Annotated in this window: 20 protein-coding genes; 18 read left to right on the top strand and 2 right to left on the bottom strand. The window is 51.9% G+C overall.

Going from position 1 to position 20540, the window contains the following annotated elements:
• The first annotated feature begins 252 nt into the window (after positions 1-252).
• The 9 genes from KNP06_RS10055 to nhaC all read left to right on the top strand — a co-directional run bounded on the left by KNP06_RS10055 (position 253) and on the right by nhaC (position 9774).
• Positions 253-912 (top strand): 50S ribosomal protein L25/general stress protein Ctc, encoded by a 660-nt coding sequence (locus KNP06_RS10055; protein ID WP_214711001.1) that lies wholly within the window; start codon positions 253-255, stop codon positions 910-912.
• A gap of 201 nt (positions 913-1113) precedes the next feature.
• A complete protein-coding gene (locus KNP06_RS10050) occupies positions 1114-1965 on the top strand; it encodes a formate/nitrite transporter family protein (protein WP_214711002.1) in 852 nt (283 codons plus the stop codon).
• A 190-nt stretch (positions 1966-2155) separates the two neighbouring features.
• The gene (locus KNP06_RS10045) at positions 2156-4000 is read left to right on the top strand and encodes an anaerobic ribonucleoside triphosphate reductase (protein WP_214711056.1); all 1845 of its coding nucleotides are present in this window, start codon (positions 2156-2158) and stop codon (positions 3998-4000) included.
• Positions 3978-4433 carry an anaerobic ribonucleoside-triphosphate reductase activating protein gene (nrdG, locus tag KNP06_RS10040; protein WP_214711003.1) on the top strand — a complete coding sequence of 152 codons (456 nt, stop codon included), beginning with the start codon at positions 3978-3980 and terminating at the stop codon, positions 4431-4433. The genes KNP06_RS10045 and nrdG overlap by 23 nt, the downstream gene beginning before the upstream one ends.
• Positions 4434-4487: 54 nt before the next feature.
• The gene (locus KNP06_RS10035; RefSeq protein ID WP_214708569.1) at positions 4488-5306 is read left to right on the top strand and encodes a fumarylacetoacetate hydrolase family protein; all 819 of its coding nucleotides are present in this window, start codon (positions 4488-4490) and stop codon (positions 5304-5306) included.
• Between the two features lie 121 nt (positions 5307-5427).
• On the top strand, positions 5428-6690 hold the full coding sequence (locus KNP06_RS10030; protein ID WP_214711004.1) for a S1C family serine protease: 1263 nt from the start codon (positions 5428-5430) through the stop codon (positions 6688-6690).
• Between the two features lie 55 nt (positions 6691-6745).
• On the top strand, positions 6746-7090 hold the full coding sequence (locus KNP06_RS10025; RefSeq protein WP_034777412.1) for a DoxX family protein: 345 nt from the start codon (positions 6746-6748) through the stop codon (positions 7088-7090).
• Positions 7091-7111: 21 nt separating this feature from the next.
• Positions 7112-8209: an amidohydrolase gene (locus KNP06_RS10020; protein WP_214711005.1), complete on the top strand. Its 1098-nt coding sequence runs from the start codon at positions 7112-7114 to the stop codon at positions 8207-8209.
• 164 nt (positions 8210-8373) lie between these two features.
• Positions 8374-9774, top strand: coding sequence for a Na+/H+ antiporter NhaC (gene nhaC / locus KNP06_RS10015; protein ID WP_214711057.1), 1401 nt, complete (start codon positions 8374-8376; stop codon positions 9772-9774).
• A gap of 17 nt (positions 9775-9791) precedes the next feature.
• Here nhaC and KNP06_RS10010 read toward each other — a convergent pair whose 3' ends face one another.
• Complete coding sequence (locus tag KNP06_RS10010) at positions 9792-10982, bottom strand: HTH domain-containing protein (protein ID WP_214711006.1); 1191 nt, start codon at positions 10980-10982, stop codon at positions 9792-9794.
• Positions 10983-11060: 78 nt separating this feature from the next.
• Between KNP06_RS10010 and KNP06_RS10005 the strand changes: the two genes are divergently transcribed.
• Together KNP06_RS10005 and KNP06_RS10000 are read left to right on the top strand one after the other, a co-directional pair.
• Positions 11061-12191, top strand: a complete 1131-nt coding sequence (locus tag KNP06_RS10005; protein WP_214711007.1) for a mandelate racemase/muconate lactonizing enzyme family protein — start codon at positions 11061-11063, stop codon at positions 12189-12191.
• A complete protein-coding gene (locus tag KNP06_RS10000; RefSeq protein ID WP_214711008.1) occupies positions 12178-12849 on the top strand; it encodes a hypothetical protein in 672 nt (223 codons plus the stop codon). Before KNP06_RS10005 ends, KNP06_RS10000 begins: the two co-directional genes overlap by 14 nt.
• Positions 12850-12885: 36 nt before the next feature.
• Here the strand turns inward: KNP06_RS10000 and KNP06_RS09995 are convergent, their stop codons facing one another.
• Positions 12886-13635: a GDSL-type esterase/lipase family protein gene (locus KNP06_RS09995; RefSeq protein WP_214708585.1), complete on the bottom strand. Its 750-nt coding sequence runs from the start codon at positions 13633-13635 to the stop codon at positions 12886-12888.
• A 117-nt stretch (positions 13636-13752) separates the two neighbouring features.
• On the opposite strand from KNP06_RS09995, the gene KNP06_RS09990 reads away from it, so the two are divergent.
• The 7 genes from KNP06_RS09990 (at position 13753) to hfq (ending at position 20509) form a co-directional block, all read left to right on the top strand.
• Positions 13753-14673 (top strand): ABC transporter ATP-binding protein, encoded by a 921-nt coding sequence (locus KNP06_RS09990; RefSeq protein WP_214711058.1) that lies wholly within the window; start codon positions 13753-13755, stop codon positions 14671-14673.
• On the top strand, positions 14666-15664 hold the full coding sequence (locus KNP06_RS09985; RefSeq protein ID WP_214711009.1) for an ABC transporter permease: 999 nt from the start codon (positions 14666-14668) through the stop codon (positions 15662-15664). The genes KNP06_RS09990 and KNP06_RS09985 overlap by 8 nt, the downstream gene beginning before the upstream one ends.
• A 180-nt stretch (positions 15665-15844) precedes the next feature.
• Positions 15845-17374, top strand: a complete 1530-nt coding sequence (locus KNP06_RS09980; protein WP_214711010.1) for a M4 family metallopeptidase — start codon at positions 15845-15847, stop codon at positions 17372-17374.
• A gap of 120 nt (positions 17375-17494) precedes the next feature.
• On the top strand, positions 17495-18355 hold the full coding sequence (locus KNP06_RS09975) for a PPK2 family polyphosphate kinase (RefSeq protein WP_034777421.1): 861 nt from the start codon (positions 17495-17497) through the stop codon (positions 18353-18355).
• Positions 18356-18466: 111 nt separating this feature from the next.
• Positions 18467-19060, top strand: coding sequence for an AmiS/UreI family transporter (locus KNP06_RS09970; protein ID WP_214711011.1), 594 nt, complete (start codon positions 18467-18469; stop codon positions 19058-19060).
• 236 nt (positions 19061-19296) lie between these two features.
• Positions 19297-20247 carry a tRNA (adenosine(37)-N6)-dimethylallyltransferase MiaA gene (miaA, locus tag KNP06_RS09965; RefSeq protein WP_214711012.1) on the top strand — a complete coding sequence of 317 codons (951 nt, stop codon included), beginning with the start codon at positions 19297-19299 and terminating at the stop codon, positions 20245-20247.
• A gap of 13 nt (positions 20248-20260) precedes the next feature.
• The gene (gene hfq / locus KNP06_RS09960) at positions 20261-20509 is read left to right on the top strand and encodes an RNA chaperone Hfq (protein ID WP_021067304.1); all 249 of its coding nucleotides are present in this window, start codon (positions 20261-20263) and stop codon (positions 20507-20509) included.
• Positions 20510-20540: the final 31 nt, after the last annotated feature.

The raw sequence follows: 20540 nt of genomic DNA, 5'->3' as shown, positions 1-20540 counted from the left end.
AAAAGATGACTCCCGTACAGTACAGGAATCATCTCCTTGAATCAGCATAAGTTTTTTTATTAATGTCCTTTACAAGGGGTACAGATTAACACGCCTGTAATCTTTTTTTAACCTCCTGTTACGTTTATGGATAGGTGGCTATGGGAACAATATACACATGTCACTCAACGCATCGAGGTTGAGAGGTGGCTTTTTCACTGCCTCACCCTCAAGATGTAGACATGATCGATAAACCAGTAGGGGGAAAAGATTATGGCAGACACGCTTAAAGTAACGAAACGAGAATTACGACCACGTTCGGTCCGCGCTAACTTGCGTAAAGAAGGAAAAGTGTTAGGTGTCGTTTACGGCTACAAAGTTGAAAGCACACCGGTCGCATTCGAAGAGATGGCACTTCGTAAGATTCTTCGTGAACACGGCGACAACGCTTTGATCGAACTTAATATCGATGGTAAGAAAGTGAACACACTCGTTCACGGGACAGAAGTCGACCCATTCACGAACGAATACAAGCACGTTGAATTTATGGCAGTGAAGATGGACGAAGCGACAGAAGTCGAAGCGGACGTCACACTTGTCGGCGACGCGAAAGGCGTCAAAGAAGGCGGCTACTTGGCACAGACGCTCTATAAAGTAACGGTCTCGGCAACACCAGCCAACATTCCGGAGCGTATCGAGCTTGATGTTTCTGAACTCGGCATCGGTGACTCGCTCACTGTCGCTGATATTCCAGAGAACAAAGATTACGAAATCGTATCTGAGGGTGATCTTCAAATCGCATCGGTGAATGAACCGGTGGCGCTCGAAGACCTTGAAGCTGATACAGCGACAGAAGGCGAAGTTGAAGCGACTGAAGAGGCGTCAGAAACTTCAACGGAAGAGTCGGAAGAGGCTTCTGAAAACAAAGAATAATCATTTCGAACGGCCCTTTGCCAAGGGTCGTTTTTTTCTAGTCACAATTCCGACAAATGTAAACGATTACGATGTGAAAAATGTGTCAACATGTGGAATGGGCGATTGCAATTTATTCGTTTCGGGCTTATATTGTTAATGATTTCACATGTTCGTTCTTATTATAATGGTTTCATTCAAACAGAAAGAAGGGTTTGTGACATGGCATCAATGGAAATCCATGCACTCGAATCGTTGCGGAAGAAAGCACAGGCATCTTCGCAAATGATTCATTATCGGCCAATGGAGTACTTTTTACGAGCAATGCTCGCGGGGATCTTTATCGGATTCGCTTCAATTTTCACACTGAAAGTCGTCAACGGAATGTATTTGATCGATTCTCCGTTCACAACGCTCATCGGAGGATTCTCATTCGGGATCGCCCTCGTCATGATCATCTATGGCGGAGCCGAACTGTTCACCGGGAATACGATGTACTTCACAACCTCGACGATGCGGGGATACACGACGCTCAGCGACACGATGCTCGTCTGGTTGCTCTGCTTTGTCGGGAATGCGCTCGGTGGCGTTTTGTTCGCCTTGCTGCTCGCTCCGACCGGTGTCATCCAAGAACTTGGGATGGACAACTGGCTGTTCTCGGTCGTCGAAAGCAAGATGCACCACACGACGGTCGAAATTTTCTTCCGCGCAATCTTCTGCAACTGGATGGTCTGTCTTGCCATCTTCTTGCCGAAGCAAATGAAAAACGAGTTCGCCCAAATCTTCTCGATGATCTTCCTCGTCGCCGTTTTCTTCGCCTCAGGATTTGATCACGTCATCGCCAACTTCGTCTTGTTCGCCCTCACGCTCGTCGTCCCGCATCCTGAGGCGATCAGCTTTGCCGGCGCGATCCACAACTTGATCCCAGCCACGTTCGGGAATATCATCGGTGGCGCGTTGTTCATGGGTGCGATCTATACGTGGTTAAACGCGAAAGGCTTGCGTGAAGCCCAAGAATCGGAAGCAACGGAAGAAGTCGAATTGAAAATTGTGAAACCTGCCAAAGATGTATAAGGTAGCTCACGACAACGAGCAGTCGAGTCCACGTCAGTGGCTCGACTGTTTTTGCGTTTTTATCACAAGCATTGATCACAATTTCGACTTCACATCTCAATAGCAAAACATGACATAATCTATATATGGAACTTAAGCGAGTAATTAACTCGCTTGTAATCAATATATAGTGAGGTGATGCGGAGTGAATATGCTCCAGCTTTATGAAGATGTCTGTGTTCTCCCAGATCAGGACCTCGTACAAGAGAACGCCAACGTCGACGGGAAATCACCACTTGGAAAATTGGCACGATTATCCTCAGAAGTATCAAAACAATTGTCGACGACATATCTATTATCAGAACGGTCACGTCAAGCCGTCGAGGATAATTTTTTGTATATCCATGACGCCGACTACTACGTGACAGGATCGACGACGTGTTGTCAAATCCCACTGGGTGAGCTACTCACGAACGGATTTCATACCGGGCACGGGACGATTCGACCGCCCCAGGATATCCGCTCGGCGATGGCGCTCGCTTCGATTATTCTTCAAGCGAACCAAAACATGCAGCACGGCGGTCAAGCTTTCCCGATGTTTGATGTCGACCTCGCACCGTATGTCGAAAAGACGTATGAACGTCAGCTCGAGCGGCTCAAAAAGCTACCAGTCGAATGGACGACCGAGCAACTCTTTGAAACTGCCGAGTCTGAAACAATCGCGGCGACGTATCAAGCGTGTGAGGCGTTCATCCACAACGCCAACTCGATGCACTCACGTGGTGGCGGACAAGTACCGTTCGTTTCCATCAATTACGGCACCGACACGAGCCGGTGGGGACGCATATTCATTCGAGAGTTGCTGCGCGCGACCGAGCGAGGGCTCGGTAACGGGGAGACGCCGATTTTCCCGATTCAAATCTTTAAAGTGAAAGAAGGGGTCAACTTCCATGAGGACGATCCGAACGTCGACTTGTTCCGTCTCGCCTGTCGTGTGACGGGCAAGCGGTTATTCCCGAACTTCTCGTTCGTCGATGCTCCGTTCAACCTTCAATACTACGACGGGACGCACGGTTCGGAAGTCGCCTACATGGGTTGTCGGACAAGGGTGATGGGGAATCGGCATGGTGCCGAGACGTCGATTGGACGAGGCAACTTATCATTTTCGACGTTGAACTTGGTTAAAATGGCACTCGTCTCCTCGGATATCCATACTTTTTATGAGACACTCGACGCTTACGTCGACGTCGCCATCGATCAATTGCTCGAACGATTCGACTATCAAGCGAAGCGGCACGCCGACGAATTTCGGTTTCTCTATGCCCAACACGTCTGGCGGGGTGGAGAGAGACTCGGTCCAGAAGACGATCTTCGCGAGGTACTGAAGCAAGGGACACTCTCGGTTGGATTTATCGGTCTCGCCGAAGCGCTTCGTGTGCTCACAGGTGGCACGCATGCCGAGTCGCGAGAGGCGGAACGGCTTGGGCTCGATATCGTCACTCATTTACGTGATCGAATGAAGCAGGCATCGGAACGATACGATTTGAACTTTTCTCTTTTGGCGACCCCGGCCGAAGGGTTGTCGGGTAAATTTGTGACGAGAGATCAGCAATCGTTTGGGATGATCGAAGGTGTGACCGACCGCGCCTTTTATACGAACTCGTTTCATGTGCCCGTGTATCAATCGGTCTCGATTCGCGATAAAGTCCGTCTCGAAGCGCCTTACCACGCGCTCTGTGATGCGGGTCATATCACGTATGTCGAAGTCGACGGATCGCTCGCCCATAATGCGGAAGCGGTCGAAGCGATCGTCCGGCTCATGCGGACCGAGAACGTTGGCTACGGGTCGATTAACCATCCGGTCGACCGTTGTGGCAACTGCGGCCTTGAAGGGATTATCGACGAAGCGTGCCCGACATGTGGCGAACATGAACGAATTGAACGGATCCGTCGCATTACCGGCTACTTGGTCGGGACGATGGACCGGTGGAATTCGGCAAAACGAGAAGAAGAACGAGCGAGGGTGAAGCATCATGCGCGTCCTATCCGTACTTGAAGAATCGGTCGTCGACGGTCCAGGCATTCGCACGGTCATCTTTACGGCGGGCTGCCCGCACCGTTGCCCTGGGTGTCATAATCCAGAATCTTGGAATCCACGTGGAGGAGAAGACGTCTCGGTCGCGGACTTACTCGCTCAAATCGAACAATCAGGCTGGGACGGGGTGACGATTTCAGGCGGGGAACCATTTCTGCAACCGGAAGAATTGGCACGGCTCGTCGACGGATGTAAGGCCCTTCAGAAAAACGTTTGGGTGTATACGGGCTATACGCTCGAACAGTTGCAAGCCATGCACGACGAATTCGTCACAAGCGTGCTCGACCGTGCCGATGTGCTCGTCGATGGGCGTTTCGAACAGCCGCTCATGGACCGGTCGCTCCGGTTTCGGGGATCGAGCAACCAGCGGATTATTTTCTTAAACAAAGCGTAATCGGGGCCGTCGCGTCCCGATTTTTTGTATACTAGCAAAAAAGGGGGAATTTTGATGAAATGGTGTAGTTTTCAAGTTGAAGGAGAGCAAAGGGTCGGTGTCGTGGCAGGAGAGTTCGTCTATGACGTCAGTGACCAATTACATACGACTTCGCTGTTAGAAGTCATCGCGCGTGAGTTTGAACCGGATGTCGATCTAGATGTCGCGCCAAGGCTGGCGCTTCAAGACGTCACGTTCGTCGCACCGTATCGTCCGCTCAAAAATGTCATCTGTATCGGGAAAAATTACGAAGAACATGTGAAAGAGATGGATACGGCGGGGGCCGGTAAGCTCGTCATCTTCACGAAAGCGCCAACCTCGGTCGTCGGCCCAGAGGCTGTCGTCGAACGTCACCCCGAATTGACCGACCAGCTCGACTATGAAGGCGAACTCGCCGTCATCATCGGAAAATCAGGCCGGGATATTGACGACGTCGATGCCCATATTTTTGGTTACACGATTCTGAACGACATCACGGCCAGGGATGTGCAAAAACAACACGTGCAGTTTTTCCGCGGCAAATCGTTCGATACGTTCTGTCCGATGGGGCCATATATCGTCACACCGGATGAGCTCTCGTTCCCACTCATGATTCAAACGGTCGTCAATGGCGAGACACGTCAAGATGGGTCGACGGCGGATATGATTCGCCCGATCGAAGAGTTAATTCGGACTTTGTCAAAGGGCATGACACTTGAAGCAGGAGACATCATCGCGACCGGCACACCGGCCGGGGTCGGCCACGGCATGAAGCCGCCCGTCTATCTCCAATCAGGAGACACGGTCGAAGTGAGCATCACGGGACTCGGGACGCTCCGTAACGTCATCGTCTGACCCAATTGACGCAAATTGTGAAGAATCTTGTAATCGATGCTTCATTTCCGCAAAACGATGACTATGCCTCTTATACTAAGGGTAGAACAAAGAGGAAACATCATATAGGAGATGATTACACATGGAACGCAATGATCGTCCAACAGAATCAAATGAACAAAATCACCGCGAGGATTGGCTCGATACCGAGCTCGGCTCGTCAGAACAACGACAAGAACCGTCGCGCGCAGAGCAACCGGCCCGACCATCGTTTGTCGGCCGGATGTTCCCTGGGTTTGTCGGCGGCGTGATTGGTGCCGTCTTGACTGGCGCCATCGCTTTTCCGTTCATCGATCAAGTGCCGACAAATGTGTCTGATACGAACGTGACGTCGGAAGGGTCGCCGGTCCAGACGACGTCTACGACAACGGACAGCTCGGTCACCGATGCGGTCGCGACCGCACAGCCTGCTGTCGTGACGGTGAACAATTTCGCGTCAAACGGTTTTTCAAGTGACGCTGTCGAAGCCGGGGTTGGCTCGGGTGTCATCTATAAAAAAGACGGCGACTCGGCTTACATCGTCACGAACCATCACGTCGTCAACGGTGCTGACCGTTTGACCGTGACATTCAATGACGGATCGACAGCGGACGCCAAATTGATGGGTAGCGACGCCACGTATGACTTGGCCGTGCTCGAAGTCGATGCGGACAAAGTCTCGTCCGTCATCTCGATTGGAAAGTCGAGCGAGTTGAAACCGGGGCAAACCGTCGTCGCCATCGGGAACCCGCTCGGCCAGTTTGAGAACTCGGTCACACGCGGCGTCGTCTCGTCGACGTCACGTCTCGTCCCGGTCGATACGGATGAGAACGGACAAGCCGACTTCAACGCCGAAGTCATTCAGACGGACGCGGCCATCAACCCGGGTAACTCCGGTGGCGCGTTAATCAACGAATCAGGACAATTGATTGGGATCAACTCGATGAAAATCGCGACTGACTCGGTCGAAGGGGTCGGCTTCTCCATCCCGGTCGATATCGCTTTGCCGATCATCAATCAAATCGAGCAGACGGGCGAAGTGAATCATCCGTCGCTCGGTGTGTCGCTCCGAGACGTGTCTGAGTTCCCACCGGGGTACTTGACCGAGCAAATCAATTTGCCGGAGTCGGTGAAGTCGGGCACGATCATCGTTGAAGTGCAAGCGAACAGTTCGGCCGCACGGGCAGGACTTGAGGCACGCGATGTCATCGTGAAAATCAACGACCAGGCTGTCTCATCGTTCATCGACCTGCGGAGTGAACTGATTCGAGACACGGACGGGACCGTCACAATCGAATACGTTCGTGACGGTAAGACCGAAACGGTCGATGTCGAGATTCAAAACGCAAATGGAGACGCACTGTAAAGATGGGCACGCAGCCCATCTTTTTTGTTATGCTTAGAAAAAAGGAGGGGTTCAGTTGATTCGTAAACTATACGGGATTTTATTTCTAGGGGCCGGCATCATGCACTTCATTCAGGAGCGGGCGTTCATGTCGATTATTCCGAAATCATGGCCGTTCAAACGATTCATGGTCCAGGCAAGCGGGGTCATCGAGGTCGTCTATGGTGTGTTGTTGCTCATGAACAAAGGGACGCGCTTCGTGAAAGGGACATTACCCGCTTTCTTAATCGCGGTGTTCCCAGCCAATATCAACATGGCGCTCAAACCGTCGAAACTAGGCAAGATACCGCTCCCAAAATGGGTCACGTGGGCCCGATTGCCACTGCAGTGGCTCTTAATCAAAGGGGTCAAAAAAATATAAGTACATATGGGGGAATTGATCATGACGACGAACGTATTGAACTGGTTTGAGCATTTTCATGCTCATCCGGAAGTGAGCTGGAAAGAGGTTGAGACGACGAAGACGATTGCCGACATCTTGACGTCATGGCAAGTCCGTCACGAGACGTTTGCGGACGTGACCGGGGTCATCGCAGAGATTGGACAAGGTGATGACGTCATCGCTGTCCGGGCCGATATCGATGCCTTATGGCAACAAGTCGACGGGACGTTTCAAGCCAATCACTCATGCGGGCACGACGCCAACATCAGCATGGTGCTCGGCGCGCTCGACCTGTTGAAACATGAGATGCTATCGAAGCGGATTCGCTTCATTTTCCAACCGGCAGAAGAACAAGGGAACGGCTCGCTCGCGATGATTCAAAAAGGGGCACTCGAAGGAGTGAGTCAGCTGTATGGCATCCACTTGCGACCGCTCGAGGAATTGCAGCGCGGACAATATGCGGCTGCGATTCAACACGGAGCCGCATTCTTTCTAAGAGGAAGCGTTATCGGGGACGATGCCCATGGCGCGCGACCGCATCAAGGTCAAAACGCGTTAGATGTCATCTTTACGATTCAACAGATGCTCAAAAGCATCTACTTGTCGCCGTTCGAGCCCCATTCGATCAAGTTGACGGGCGTCCAGGCCGGTAGCGATAATTTGAATATCATCCCCGGGAACGCGACGTTCTCACTCGACGTCCGGGCTCAACAGAACAAGGAGCTGCTGGCGTTACGTGACCGCGTCGAGACGCTGTTGCAGCAAATCGCCGTCCTTCATGATGTCACCATCCACTGGGACTGGCAAGACTTCACACCGGGTGCGGAGATCGGCGAACGCTCGAGCCGACATGCGGCCGAAGCGATTGTCGACCGATTCGGGAAAAACGCGCTCGTCGACCGGATCATTACATCAGGTAGTGACGACTTTCATTTCTATACGGTCGAACAGCCGGGACTCGATGCGACGATGATTGGAATCGGCGCGAACTTGACACCGGGGCTCCATCATCCTCATATGTCGTTCGATCGGGACGTCTTACCAGAAGCGGCTGCCTTACTCGCCGATACGTTGCGCCGGGCCGCAAACGATAATTGAAGCGATTGACTAGATGGACGGGCCGGACGAGCTCGTTCATTTTTTTATTGCCAACTTTAAATGTAAGCGTTATCATCTACTTATTAGCGACAATATAACGACAATTCTGAATTTTTCGCTATCGGGGAGGAAGACACATGGAACAACAGGGGAACAAGGTAGACATGAAGCTTCGCTGGGCGGTATTGCCGCTACTTGTCATGATCGGGATCATGCTCGTAGCCATCGTCAAATTGGAACAAGGGCCGCACATCCCACTCATCGTCGGGACAGCGGTCGCGTCGCTCGTCGCATGGCGACACGGGTACAAGTGGAAAGAGATCGAGGAGATGATGTACAAAGGGATTCGGCTCGCACTACCGGCCGTCGTCATCATCATCTTGGTCGGTTTAACGATTGGTGCCTGGATCGGGGGAGGCGTCGTCGCTACGATGATTTATTACGGATTGACGATTATTTCACCGGCCTATTTTTTGGTGACGATTTGTATCATCTGCTCGGTCGTCGCGCTCTCGATTGGCAGCTCATGGTCGACGATGGGAACGATTGGCGTCGCCGGGATGGGCATCGGGCTGAGTATGGGGATACCAGCACCGATGGTCGCCGGAGCTGTCATCTCAGGGGCATACTTCGGGGATAAGATGTCCCCGTTGTCGGATACGACGAACCTCGCGGCAGGTTTGACGCACACGAACTTGTTCGAACATATTCGGCATATGCTCTACACGACGATTCCAGGGCTCGTCATCGCGCTCGGCGCCTATTGGTGGCTTGGCAGACGGTTCAGTGAGACGACGACGGACTCTTCAGAAATCGTCCAAACACTCGGTATTTTACAGGACAGCTTCGTCGTCTCGCCGTGGCTCCTATTGATTCCACTTGCTGTCATCGTCCTCGTCGCGAGGAAAGTACCGGCCATTCCGGCACTCGTCGTCGGGATTGCGCTCGGCTTTCTCGCCCAAGTCATCGTCCAAGGCGGTTCGCTCGCCGACAGCGTCGGGGCGTTGCAGAGCGGGTATGTGATCGACACCGGTAATGAACTCGTCGACAACTTGTTCAGTCGGGGCGGTCTCGACGCGATGATGTACACCGTCTCGATGACGATCGTCGCGATGACGTTCGGAGGGATTTTAGAATACTCGGGGATGCTGCAATCGATTATGAATCAAATCGTCAAACTGGCGAAGACGGCCGGTTCGATGATTGCGTCGACGATTCTCGCCGGGGTAGCAACGAACGCCACGTGTTCCGAACAATACATCTCGATCGTCGTTCCATCTCGTATGTTTGCAGTTGCTTATGAGAAAATGGGGCTTCAGTCGAAAAACTTGTCCCGGGCACTCGAGGACGGCGGGACACTGACGTCGGTCTTCATCCCATGGAACACGTGCGGTGTGTTCATTCTCGGGACGCTCGGCGTCGGGGCGTTCGAATATGCGCCATACGCGATCTTGAACTTCATCGTTCCGGTCATCTCGATTATCTATGCGTTCACAGGCTTCACGATTGCACGGATTGCTGTGCAGAGTGTGGAACCGCCACTCGAAAAACAAGCAGCACAATGAAAAATTTCCCGGCCTATTCAGGTCGGGAAATTGAATTTATAGACGGCACGAGGTCGTCCTTGGTTGTAACTCATCTCTTCACCAATCACTTCGATCAGTTGCGCGTCATGTAATTTTTTGATGAGTCGCTCCGTCGTCCGTCTTGAGACGGCGAGATGGTCGGTCAACTCTTTTGCCGTGAATTCGAGATGGTGCTTTGAGAACTGCATAATTTTACCGATGTTGACCGGACTAATCCCGGCTTGCTTGATGACGTCAAAGACCGCTACTTCGGTCACTCGATAGGGGATGCGGTCCTCACGGTTCGGGAAGGACAAGCGTTTTGAATCGTCGACGATTCGAATGCGCTCCTTGCTCGCGGCCGATAGTGCGATTTCAGCATGTTCGTATGCTTGTTGATATTGTGTGCCATAGCCGATTCCGATTCGATAATCACCTGTTGGGCTGAGCGTACTTGTATCGAGGGCGTTGTTCGTCTCGCCTCGTGTCGTAAGTAGCGTGATACGACCATCGTCGGTCGATTCGATGTGTCCGCCAAGGTAGCGGACCACTTTCAAATGTTCGAGTAATGCCTTGTCGTTGGTCTCGAAACGAATGATGGCGAACTGGGCGTCGTCCGCGAACTGGCGTCGAATTCGTTGAATTAACATATCGAGATGGCGCTCGACCGTGGTCCGCGGCTCGATCATCAATAGACTATGATACCCATCATGGACGAGTTGACGATGAACTTGTTCGATGCTCGTCACGGCCAGTTTCGCCTGCTTGGCCCGGTGCTCCGTGTGAAAAGTAATCACGTCTTCGAAAGCGATATTCGGTTCGATTTTCATAACGGCAGGAGTCGAGGCATGATTCGGGAACGACTCGAGGATTGACGTCAAGCGCTCCGGCTCGACCAAATCGATGGACAGTTGATCAAGAGGGACTGAGTGGGTGAGCGTCGCATAGAGAAGTGTCGTTAATAGGACAGTCTCGTCTTGGACGACGTGATGGGTCGCCACGTTTTGAAGGTAGGGGGCCGCATAAGTGAACGGGAACGACCCGGAAAAAAAGACACCATCGAACGAGCCGAGCGTTTTGGCAATAACGGCTGCTTCATGGGGATGCTCGTAAGGGTGATACGCGAACCGAACACCTTCTGGGGCACCGAGGGTACGGATAGTCGCCACAAATTCGTGCGACCCGACGATGGCGATATGGATGGACATCAAAACTCCTCCTTGCAATTTAACGACTATTTAACGACAATATAGCTAATGATATATAAAAAGTAAAGGGGAATGGATATGAGAATAAAGAAAATCGAGCTGTTTGCGATACGTCTACCACTGAAAGTACCGTTCATCGTCAGTTATCACCGCTATGACGACATGCCGTCGGTGATCGTGAAACTGACGACCGAGTGCGGACATGTCGGTTACGGCGAGGCCGTCGCTGATGAGCACGTCACGGGCGAATCGCTCGACAGTACAATTAGCGTCATCCGACATGTGCTAGGACCACTTTTGATCGGGCAAAACCCGATGCATATGGAACGAATCCATGACGTGATGGACCGAGCCATCCGGGACGTGCCGGCGGCGAAGGCGGCGCTTGATATTGCCTGCCACGACGTTGTTGGGAAAAAACTTGGCTTGCCTGTGTATGAGTTGCTTGGCGGCCGTTATCACGATGCCTTCCCGGTCACGCACGTGTTAAGCATCGGAGATCCGGAAGCGATGGCGGCCGAGGCGCGCGAACAAATCGAACAAGGCTATACAGCCGTCAAGATGAAAGTCGGCGTCGATGTCGCCTCGGACGTACGACGTGTGGAGGCGGTTCGGCGAGCCGTCGGACCGGACGTTCCGATTCGGGTCGATGTCAATCAAGGTTGGGTCAATGCTGCCAAGACGCTCCAAGCGATGAAGTTGCTCGAACCATTCCATATCGATTGGGTCGAACAGCCGGTCAAAGCCGACGATTTTGAAGGCATGGTCGAAGTGAAAGGGAAAATCTCGGTCCCGCTCATGATTGATGAAGGCGTGCGGGGTGTAACCGAAATGCGTCGTCTGACGATGATGCAGGCCGCCCACAAAGTGAACATTAAGCTGATGAAGTGCGGCGGCATCTACCCGGCGAAAAAACTTGTCCATATGGCCGAGATGTCAGGTATTGAGTGCCAAATCGGGTCGATGGTCGAGTCGTCGGTCGCCTCGAGTGCAGGTTTCCACGTCGCGTTCTCGAGCAAAATCGTCCAATCGGTCGAATTGACAGGGCCGCTCCGTTTCGCAGAAGACATCGGCAATTTGACGTACGACCTTCCGTTCATTCGATTGTCTGAACGACCAGGACTCGGTGTCGACGTCGATGAATCTGTCTTATTACGTCTGACGACCGCGACGTACGTCGTCGGAGGGACCGATGATGTGGCGCAGTGATAGTAACGGCCTCGACATCGAGGTCACCTATTTGGCGATGACCGACCTGGAACAAATCGAGGCGGTGCAACAGGATGTCATGGATACACTGACGGAAGGGAGCCAGTATCAGTCCTTGTCGACGGAGGAGTTTGTGAAGTTGTTGACGGACCGGACGCTCATCGGGGCATATCACAAGGGAAAGTTGATCGCGTTCCGCGCGCTCCTCATCCCACCGCTCGATGACGAGCATCTTGGCTATGATATCGGTTATCCATCAGAGGGACTGGAACGCATCATTTATCAAGAAGTGACGAACGTCCATCCGGACTACCGCGGCTACGGCCTGCAACAGCATCTCGGCAGGCTTCTGATGAAAGAGCTGGAACATGGTAGCCGATTCGACCTCGTCTGTGCGACCGTGGCACCATTCAACATCCCGAGCTTGAAAGACAAGTTTGCCCTCGGGCTTCGCATCGGTGCCCTTAAACCGAAGTATGGCGGGAAGTTGCGCTACATCTTTATGAAGGAACTGCACAGCGACTGGCGACCGGCCGGAGAAGCGACATGGCTCGAGATGGGCGAGACGGAGCAACAGGGCGCCTTGTTGAAGGTGGGTTGGTACGGAACGTCCATGATGCGCGACGGGGAGCGCTGGCTCGTCAAATATGAACGATGAAAAAATGGCCTGATCGCGATGATCAGGCCATTTTACTTATTCGAGGATGAACAGAACGTCCTCGGCTAACTTTTCGTACGTCCGGTCGCTCGGATGGAACTGGTCGGTCGCGAGGTCACGCGAGACGTCAGAGACGTATGCGAACGGGTCGATTACGTCGATGCGTTGTGCGTTTCCGAACGTGGCCGCCGAGGCGTTCCAATCGAGAATCAGTTGATTGAACGCCTCACCGTTTTCATTCTCTTGGAATGGATTATAGAGCGCGATATAAACGATTTGTGCCGTATCGTTCAATCCGCGAACTTGTTCAAAGATGTCATTCAAATTCGTCTTGGCATCGGTCACGACTTGTTCGATATCGACCGATTCAAAGTTATCGACATTCTCGCCGCGATTGAACAGGTCGTTGCCGCCAATCGTGAGTGTGATGTAGCGGGCGTTCTCAATCGTTCGCCGTACTTCCGGTTGTTCGAGTTGGGCCAACAAATCCTCAGTCCGGGCACCAGAGACGGCCAAGTTCTGCGTACGAATGCCGTCTTCGTCGAGCGTTTCACCGACCGGCTGAACGTAACCAGCACCTGACGTCGACCCGACGCCGCGTGTCAGGGAGTCACCTAAAGCGACGTAAACGTCACCGACCGGTTCGGGTCTCGAATCTTCACTAATCGAGAGTGTGCGTTCCGGTGGGTTGACGATATCTTGATATCCGATCCATAAACCGTATAAGGCGATGCCCGTCAAGAAGACCGAACCGATTAAAAACGAATACCATTTCCCATTTTTCATGTGATTCCCTCACTTTCTATAGAACTATCATATCAAATAAGTTTTAACCTGCCCTATGTGAATGTTCGAATAGGACAGATGCGGTCGAGTCCGATAGAATGTAGGAGAGGTGAGATGATGCAACCAACATTGAAAATAGACCATTTGACAAAAGTAATTGGTAAGAAAACAATCATCGATGACATCTCGTTCGATGTGTTTCCCGGTGAAGTGTTCGGCTTTTTAGGACCGAACGGGGCCGGCAAAACGACGACGATTCGGATGATTGTCGGTTTGATTAAGCCGACGAACGGGACCGTCTCGATTTGTGGGTTCAGCGTCGAACGTCAATTCGTTCAGGCGATGAATCAAATCGGCGCCATCGTTGAGAATCCGGAACTGTACAAGTTCATGAGCGGGCGTGAGAACTTGAACGCCTTCGCGCGGATGTTGCCCGGGGTAGATGAGGCCCGGATTCAAGAAGTGATCGATCTCGTCGACTTGACGGCACGAATCGATGATAAAGTGAAGACCTACTCGCTCGGGATGCGGCAACGTCTCGGCATCGCCCAGGCCATGTTGAACAACCCCCGTGTCTTGATTCTCGATGAGCCGACGAACGGGCTGGACCCGATGGGGATTCGTGACCTTCGACTCTTCATCCGCCGTCTCGTCGAAGAAACAGGACTGAGCGTCCTCGTCTCGAGCCACATCTTGGCCGAGATTGAACTGCTCGCGGACCGCGTCGCCATCATGTCGCGCGGGAAAATCGTGAAAGTCGGAACGGTCGAGGAACTGATTCATGAGTTGGCGTCGACCGTCGATGTCCATGTGGCCGACAGTTTTGAAGTCTTGCCAATCATCCGCGGATTCGAATCGATCGATCATGCCGACGTCGTCGATGAACGCACGATTCGCGTCTCGATGAATCTTGAAGAGACGGCCCGCTTGAACCGCTATTTGCTTGACCGGGGAGTTGACGTATTCGGGCTTGAACGACGCGTCCAGACACTCGAAGAATTATTCATCTCATTGACCGGGGGTGACCATATTGTCTAATCCGTCAATACTTGGCCTTATTCGGAACGAAGTTTTAAAGATTCATAAGAAGCGACGACTCCTCGTCGTCTCGATCATCTTGATTGTGCTCGTCTCGATGTTCACGTATGCCAACTATCGTCAAATCGAGAAACAGCGCGAAGAACAAGGGACGATCGATTGGCGCGTCGACTTGCAACAAGAGATTGTCGATACGCAAAACCGGCTCGCCTCGGCGAACGTTCAGGACGAGTTCCGTCAAATTTTGGAGTTCCAGGTCCAACAGAATCAATACTACTTAGATAATGATATTAATCCGAACTACCCGGGTGCGCCAACGTTCATGCGTGTCTTCTTCTCGCAAGGGACGACGCTCGTGCTCCCACTCTTCATCATCGTCCTGATGGCCGATATCGTCAGCGGTGAGCATAATGATGGCACAATCAAGACGCTGTTGTCCCGTCCGGTCCGGCGCTTTAAGATTTTGCTTGCTAAATGGATGACGACGCTCCTATATACGTCGATTCTTATCTTCATCACGGCACTCGTCAGTTATGTCATCTCTGGCATCGTGCTCGGTTGGGACGGATGGACCGCGCCGATTTTGACTGGGTTCCAAGCCTCGGCGACCGGGACGTTCTCGACCGACTTCGTTCATACGCTACCGATGTGGCAATACTTGCTCATGTCGGTCGGACTATCTTGGTTTGTCGTCGCAGCCGTCGGGACGATTGCGCTCATGATCTCGGTCATCGTCAAAAACACGGCGACAGGGATTGGGATCATGATGGCCGTCCTGATTTCAGGACCGCTCCTCACGTCGCTCGGGTCGAATTGGGACAGCTCGAAATATTTGGTCAACGTCAACTTCGGTCTTCATACCTATCTCGAGGGGCAAGCCCCACCAATCGAGGGGATGACGTTGCCGTTCTCGCTCATCGTCATATTCGTCTGGTCGCTAGCGGCTCTCGCGTATGCGTTCTACCATTTCACGCAAAAAGATGTCTATTGATGACTGGCGTCACCTTCCATGGTGACGCTTTTTTTGTTACGGCTGATACGACTAGAGAAGAGGACGGGTTAGTCCAAATGTCTTAATAATTTGAATTGTCAAAATAATTAAAAAGTTGGATACATTAAATGTGGGAAACTATGTAAAGTAGGAGACACCGCATTAAGGAGGGAAACACACATGAAAAAAGTTTTATCTACATCACTCATCGCAGGAGTCTTGCTCGTGCCACAACTCGTCGGCGCGGCGGAGCTCAAGTCGGGCACGTTGACGAAACCATCGAACGAAGCCCCGACGACGATCGTCAAAGAGTATGCGAAAGCGAAAGGCGAATTCAAAACGCTCGAATCGAAGCGTGACAAAGTCGGACAAGTTGTCAAATTACAACAGACGGTCGACGGAGTGCCAGTCTTCGGTGGAATTGTCGTCGGTGTCGTCGATAATGATGGTCAATTGAAAAGGGTCGTCGACGATACGAAACAACTTAAAGGATTACATAAATCAATCAAGCTGAATGAGCAAAAAGCGGTCGCTCGTTATAAAGAGCTTGTCGGCCACAAAGGCGCATACGAGCTTGAGCCGGCAGCGGAACTCGTCGTTTATCCGAATGGTGAAGAGGCGGTCTATGCGTATGAAGTGACCGGGACGATCCTTGATGCGGATGAGCCGTCACGCTGGACATACTTCATCGATGCGGCAAGCGGGAAAGTATTGAACAAATACAACCAATTGGCGCACGCCAAACCGACGAACGGCGTCACGGGTACGACATTTACGGGAACGGGAATCGACGTCCTTGGTCAGAGCCAAACGTTCAAGACGACGAAGAGCGGTTCATACTACTATCTCCAAGACTCGACGCGCGGTAAAGGCATCTATACGTATGACGCCGGAAACCGGACGCGCCTTCCTGGATCGCTCTGGGCCGACGCTGACAACGTCTTGAACACGACGTACGACCGGGCCGCGGTCAGTGCCCATGTCAACGCGACGAAGACGTATGACTTCTTCAAGAACACTTATGGACGCAACAGTTACGATAACAACGGTGCGGCCCTCAACTCGACGGTCCACTATAGCCGTAGCTACAACAATGCGTTCTGGGATGGCAGCAAGATGGTGTACGGTGACGGGGACGGCCAAACGTTCACGTACCTCTCGGGTGCACTCGACGTTGTCGCTCACGAATTGTCACACGCCGTTACAGAATACACGGCCGGTTTGATCTATCAGAACGAATCAGGAGCCATCAACGAGGCGATTTCTGATATCTTCGGTACGGTCGCGGAGTACAGCGTCGGCTCGAACTTCGACTGGTTGGTCGGGGAAGACATCTATACGCCTGGCGTGGCTGGGGACGGTCTCCGTTCGATGTCGAACCCAGCGGCCAACGGTGACCCGGACCACTACTCGGTCCGCTACACAGGGACGCAAGACAACGGTGGCGTCCATATCAACTCAGGTATCGTCAACAAGGCGGCCTACTTGTTCGCGAGCGGTGGCTCACACTACGGTGTATCGGTTCAAGGCATCGGCGTCAAGCAAATGGGAGATGTCTACTACCGCGCGCTCACGGTCTACTTGACACCGACATCGAACTTCTCGAACCTTCGTCAAGCAGTCGTACAGTCAGCTAAAGACTTGTACGGTTCAACGAGTACACAAGCGGTCGCGGCGGCGAAATCGTTCGACGCGGTCGGAATCTACTAAGCCGAGCCCATTCAAAGATCCTTTTCGTTTCGGCGGAAAGGATTTTTTTGTCGCTATTTTTTTGAAAGAATAGGGTAAATAGATGTTGTACTTAGAATTCAATCGAATCAAGGAGGACACATGGATATTCAAACTTTTCGCATTGACCATAAAAATGGGATTCGTCTCAGCGATTTCCCGACCACGATACAAGATCGCCCATCTGACGAGACGTTACAAAACGAGTTGATTCCAAAGAGCGTGGAGCGATTGAAAGAGTTGCATTGGAAGCTGTACGCCGAATCGAAGAAAGGGATCGTTGTCGTCTTGCAGGCGCTCGATGCCGGCGGCAAAGATGAGGCGATCAGTTATATCTTTTCGAACTTGAACGCGCAAGGGTTGAAGACGAACGCGTTCCAAAAACCGTCGGACACGGAAAAGAAACACGATTACTTGTGGCGAATGCATGACCTCATGCCAGAGCGGGGGCAAGTCGGCATCTTGAACCGGTCGCATTATGAAGAAGTGATCGCTCCGCGCGTCCATGACTTGCTCGGGGAAGAGGTCATCCCTGATGAAGAGGACAAAGAGTCGGTATGGAAGGTCCGTTATCGCCAAATCAATGACTTTGAACAATATTTAGATGAGAACGGATTCAAAGTCATCAAATTTTTCTTTAACGTGTCAAAAGAAGTCCAGCGTGACCGCTTGCTTGAACGACTGAAAGATCCAAGTAAGAACTGGGAGTTTTCATTCAATGACGTCGAAGAGCGAAAGCATTGGGATGATTACCAGGATATCTTTGAGGATATGTTATCGAACACGGCGTCGAAACATGCACCCTGGTTTGTGCTCCCGGCAGATGATGACTGGTACGCCAGATATATCGTCTCCACGATTATGATTGACGTCCTTGAAGACATCGATCCTAAATTCCCGACATTTACGGAGGACGAACAGGACCGGATTGATGAAGCGATTGAAACGCTCGAGAATGAGTGACCTTTGTCGACTCCGTGAACATCCATTTCCCCACTTGCACTGAAAACGAATTCACGTTACAGTGGACGTATAAAATAAGACGTCAGACATCTGTACGAAGGAGCAATGAGAGTGGGTAATATTAGTTTATTATTTGGTGGCGTGGCACTGTTCATTAACAGCCTCGTCTTATTCGGGAAAGTGGACGTCAAGAGTGCGGGTGTATTCAGTCTCTTCACAGGACTGTTGCAGACGTTCATCGCGACGTGGCTCGTCATCGGGGCGATTTCGGCGGAAGTGTTCGGCTATGCGAGCATCTATTTGTTCGCTTTCACCTATTTGTACGTCGGTGTGACATTTTTGTTCGACCTCGACGGACGTGGCGTCGGTTGGTTCTCGCTATTTGTTTCGATTTCAGCCGTTTTTTATGCCACCATCTCGTTCACGATGGGCGATGTGATGGGCGCCGTAACCTGGTTGTTCTGGTCGTTCCTGTGGGGACTGTTCTATGTAGGGATGGGTCTTGGGCGCCAAATTGATGGGTTGACGGCCCGAGTCGCATTCGTGCTCGCTTGGTTGACACTGATCGTCCCGGCGCTGTTTGGACTGGCCAACTTGATGACACCGCTCTATGACGTGATCTGGTGGGCAGCGAGCGGCACGACGGTTCTCTACATTGGGTTCACGATGTGGCGAGGCCGCCGAGTTCTTGAAGTGACACAATGAATGACGCTCTTCGTGAGCGTCTTTTTTTACGTATTCAATTGTGTCTAAAGTGTGAAAAGTGGGAATGAGGTACGTAAAGGAGGCGACCACGGCTGAGTGATGGCTTAATTTTATTGATGGGACTATTATTATGCGGATGGATGCTGTTTGCGGTCGTGTTTGATGATACAATTAAAAGAAGAATTTAACGGACCGTTTCCTTTTTGGAACGGTCTTTCGTTTGAGGAGTGACAAGGATGGAACAAACACCAGTCATCGTCCTCGTCGGACCGACCGCTGTCGGGAAGACGAAGACAGGAATCGAGCTCGCGAAAGCGTTCAACGGTGAAATCGTATCGGGCGACTCGGTCCAAGTGTATCGCGGGATGGATATCGGTTCGGCAAAAGTGACGGTCGAGGAGGCGGAAGGGGTTCCGCATCATTTAATCGATATCTGTGACCCGGACGAGGCGATGAGCGTCGCCACATTCCAGACGTTGGCCCGGGCGGCGATTGATGACATCTACGCGCGCGGGAAATTGCCGATTTTAGTCGGTGGGACCGGTCTCTACATTAGAGCAATCTTATATGACTATGAGTTCACGGAGCGACCGGTCGACCATGCATTGCGCGAATCGCTCGAGTTAGAGGCGGAGACAAATGGTTCTGAAGCGCTGCACGCCCGCCTGCAGTCGCTCGACCCAAAACGGGCTGAGAGCATTCATCCAAATAACGTCCGCCGCGTCATCCGTGCTCTTGAAGTCGCACTGCAAGGGGATGCTCAAGCGATGGATAGCCTCCCCTCCCAGCATTACGCCTACAAATTGTTTGTGCTCCACGCCGACCGGGACGTACTCTATGAGCGTATCAACCTTCGTGTCGATTTGATGCTCGAAGCGGGTCTCATCGAAGAAGTCGAACGCTTGCTCGCAGCCGGTTATCGGGACACGCAGGCAATGCGGGCCATCGGTTACAAGGAAGTCGTCCCGTACCTTGATGGATTGATGACCCGAGAGCAGATGACCGAGACGCTCAAACAGCACACGCGCAAATTCGCGAAGCGTCAATTAACATGGTTCCGTCATCAATTTGATGGGATTTGGGTTGATATGGGAAGAAAATCATTTGAACTATCGTATCAAAATATTTATGATGAAGTTGAGGAGTTTTTTCGAAAATTCCGATTATTTGAAAGAGACATAGACTAGGGGGGAATGCAACATGAAGGCTAGCTATAACATCCAAGACCATTTTTTGAATCAATTACGTAAAGAAATGGTGCCGACGACCGTCTTTTTAGTCAGCGGATTTCAAATTCGGGGAGTCATCAAATCGTTTGACAACTTCACGGTCATCGTCGAATCAGAAGGGCGCCAACAGTTGATCTATAAACATGCGATTTCAACGTTCTCACCAGCGCGGAACGTCACGTTGTTCGAACCGGAAGCGGTCGAAGTGACAGAAGGATAATTTAAGGCATAAAAAAGAGCGGCCCGGGGAC

It is taken from the genome of Exiguobacterium sp. s21, from assembly GCF_018617975.1.
Classification (GTDB): Bacteria; Bacillota; Bacilli; order Exiguobacteriales; family Exiguobacteriaceae; genus Exiguobacterium; species Exiguobacterium mexicanum_A.
This window is presented reverse-complemented; position numbering and strand designations above follow the sequence as displayed.

Coding starts and splice junctions, on each gene's coding strand:
- KNP06_RS09995 (WP_214708585.1), bottom strand. CDS start 13,635: ATGAAAAATGGGAAATGGTATTCGTTTTTAATCGGTTCGGTCTTCTTG.
- hfq (WP_021067304.1), top strand. CDS start 20,261: ATGAAGGCTAGCTATAACATCCAAGACCATTTTTTGAATCAATTACGT.
- KNP06_RS10055 (WP_214711001.1), top strand. CDS start 253: ATGGCAGACACGCTTAAAGTAACGAAACGAGAATTACGACCACGTTCG.
- miaA (WP_214711012.1), top strand. CDS start 19,297: ATGGAACAAACACCAGTCATCGTCCTCGTCGGACCGACCGCTGTCGGG.
- KNP06_RS09980 (WP_214711010.1), top strand. CDS start 15,845: ATGAAAAAAGTTTTATCTACATCACTCATCGCAGGAGTCTTGCTCGTG.
- KNP06_RS10030 (WP_214711004.1), top strand. CDS start 5,428: ATGGAACGCAATGATCGTCCAACAGAATCAAATGAACAAAATCACCGC.
- KNP06_RS10035 (WP_214708569.1), top strand. CDS start 4,488: ATGAAATGGTGTAGTTTTCAAGTTGAAGGAGAGCAAAGGGTCGGTGTC.
- KNP06_RS10020 (WP_214711005.1), top strand. CDS start 7,112: ATGACGACGAACGTATTGAACTGGTTTGAGCATTTTCATGCTCATCCG.
- KNP06_RS10000 (WP_214711008.1), top strand. CDS start 12,178: ATGTGGCGCAGTGATAGTAACGGCCTCGACATCGAGGTCACCTATTTG.
- KNP06_RS09990 (WP_214711058.1), top strand. CDS start 13,753: ATGCAACCAACATTGAAAATAGACCATTTGACAAAAGTAATTGGTAAG.
- KNP06_RS10050 (WP_214711002.1), top strand. CDS start 1,114: ATGGCATCAATGGAAATCCATGCACTCGAATCGTTGCGGAAGAAAGCA.
- nrdG (WP_214711003.1), top strand. CDS start 3,978: ATGCGCGTCCTATCCGTACTTGAAGAATCGGTCGTCGACGGTCCAGGC.
- KNP06_RS10010 (WP_214711006.1), bottom strand. CDS start 10,982: ATGTCCATCCATATCGCCATCGTCGGGTCGCACGAATTTGTGGCGACT.
- KNP06_RS09975 (WP_034777421.1), top strand. CDS start 17,495: ATGGATATTCAAACTTTTCGCATTGACCATAAAAATGGGATTCGTCTC.
- KNP06_RS10045 (WP_214711056.1), top strand. CDS start 2,156: ATGCTCCAGCTTTATGAAGATGTCTGTGTTCTCCCAGATCAGGACCTC.
- nhaC (WP_214711057.1), top strand. CDS start 8,374: ATGAAGCTTCGCTGGGCGGTATTGCCGCTACTTGTCATGATCGGGATC.
- KNP06_RS10005 (WP_214711007.1), top strand. CDS start 11,061: ATGAGAATAAAGAAAATCGAGCTGTTTGCGATACGTCTACCACTGAAA.